General features: G+C 70.9%; 2 protein-coding genes. Both read left to right on the top strand.

Translation table 11 applies throughout. The features are described 5' to 3' along the window. Positions 1-766, top strand: a 766-nt coding sequence (locus G3N58_RS33755) for a beta-ribofuranosylaminobenzene 5'-phosphate synthase (protein ID WP_241017355.1), incomplete at its 5' end; no start/stop codon positions are given. Between the two features lie 192 nt (positions 767-958). Continuing rightward, positions 959-1,885, top strand: coding sequence for an NAD(P)-dependent methylenetetrahydromethanopterin dehydrogenase (locus G3N58_RS33750; RefSeq protein ID WP_206001359.1), 927 nt, complete (start codon positions 959-961; stop codon positions 1,883-1,885). Positions 1,886-1,924 lie beyond the last annotated feature (39 nt).

The raw sequence follows: 1,924 nt of genomic DNA, 5'->3' as shown, positions 1-1,924 counted from the left end.
TGTTTTTTTTTTTTTCTCAAGCCACAGCCGGCATACGAGCTACACGAGTTTGACTGGAGTCCAGACGTGTCCTCTTCCGATCCCCGCGTTCGAGCGCCTCGCCGGCCAGCCGGCGACGAGCGCCGAACTCGCACGCCTGCTCGGCCGCGGCGCGCGCTCCGGCATCGGCATTCTCGGCTTCGATTCGGGCGGCCTGCTGCTCGACGGCGGGCCGGCCGGCGATCTGCGCCAGAGCATGCCGCCGCTGCTCTCGCGCCAGCCGTTTCCGGAGTCATGGCGCGTGCTGCTCGTCAGCGACAACGCCCGCGAGGGTCTGCACGGCGCGCAGGAGCGGCGCGCGCTCGCCTCGCTCGCGCCGTTCCCGCAGCGGCTTGCCGCGCACCTGTGCCACCTCGTGCTGATGCGGATTCTGCCCAGCGTCGCCGAGCACGACTTCGCGCCGTTCGCGCGCGGCCTCAGCGAAATGCAGCAGACCATCGGCGAATATTTCGCGAGCGCGCAAGGCGGCGTGTTCGCGAGCCCCGACGTCGAGCGCGTGCTGCGCGCGGTCGCGGCCGAACGCGTCGCCGGCATCGGTCAGACGTCGTGGGGACCGACCGGCTTTGCGATCCTCGCCAATGCCCGCGAGGCCGACGCCGCGCTCGCCACCGCGCGCGCGGCGGCAGGCGGCATGCCGCACCTCGAATGCGCCATTGTCGCGGGCCGCAATAGCGGCGCGGCGATCCGCGAGGCCGACGCGCATGCGCCGCGCATCGACGCCGCATGATGCGCGCACTGTGCACGCTACGCGCCGGAGGGCCGGTGGTGCTGCCGGTCCAGGTGGCGTCTCCGCTGCCATCGAGCGCGGTGTACGCGCCGCCAACCGGGCCTGTGCGCTGCCGCCACGCCCCATATCGCGCGCGCTGTCACGCCCGACACCGCGCCGTCCACGAAATTGCCACTGAAACGAGCCCTCGTCATGTCAGAAACCATTGAAAGGCCCTACATCCTGCACATGTTCACGGCCACGCCGCAGATGAGTCCGTTCGACGTCAACATGGCCGCCGACGCCGGCTATCAGGTCATCGTGCCGTATTGCGGCGTCGAGGCCGGCATGGTCGCGAACCTGACCCAGGACGCGATCTTTTCGCGCGGCCCGAAAGGCGTATCGCGCACCGGCATCTTCATCGGCGGACGCGATGTGATGCAAGCCGCCGACATGCTCGACACCGCGCGCCGCGCGATGGTCCCGCCGTTCGAGGTCTCGGTGTTCGCCGATCCGAGCGGCTCGTACACGACCGCCGCCGCGCTCGTCGCGCTGGTCGAGCGGCATCTCGGCAAGCAGCACGGCGTGGAACTCGGCGGCAAGCGCGTGCTGATTCTCGGCGGCACCGGCGCGGTCGGGCGCATCGCGGCGGCGATCGCGGCCTCGCGCGGCGCCGACGTGACGATCGCGAGCCACCACGACCGCCAGCGCGCGCTGCACGCCTCGGCCGAACTGAACCAGCGCTTCGGCATCGTCACCGGAGGCATCGGCACCACGACGCCGGACGAACTGCGCGACGCGCTCGCCGAGACCGAGATCGTGCTCGCCACCGCCGTCGCGGGCGTGCAGGTGATCGGCAGCGGCGATCTCGCGCATGCGAAGCGCCTGCTCGTCGCCGCCGACGTCAACGCGGTGCCGCCCGAAGGCATTGCCGGCGTCAACGTGATGAACGACGGCAAGCCGATCGACGGCGTGCCGAACGCGGGCGCGATCGGCATCGGCGCGCTGGCGATCGGCAACGTCAAGTATCAGGTCGAGCACCGGCTCTTCATGCGCATGCGCACGGGCGGCAAGCCGGTCTATCTCGGCTTTGCGCAGGCGTACGACGAAGCCCGCGCGGTCGCGGCCGGCCTCGGCTGAGCGCTCGCCGCCATGAAGCCGCGCCGGCCGCCCTCGCCA

It is taken from the genome of Paraburkholderia sp. Ac-20342 (assembly GCF_017104985.1).
Taxonomy (GTDB): domain Bacteria; phylum Pseudomonadota; class Gammaproteobacteria; order Burkholderiales; family Burkholderiaceae; genus Paraburkholderia.
The sequence above is the reverse complement of the archived record's forward strand: the minus strand, read 5'-3'. Positions and strand labels throughout refer to the sequence as shown.

Coding starts and splice junctions, on each gene's coding strand:
- G3N58_RS33750 (WP_206001359.1), top strand. CDS start 959: ATGTCAGAAACCATTGAAAGGCCCTACATCCTGCACATGTTCACGGCC.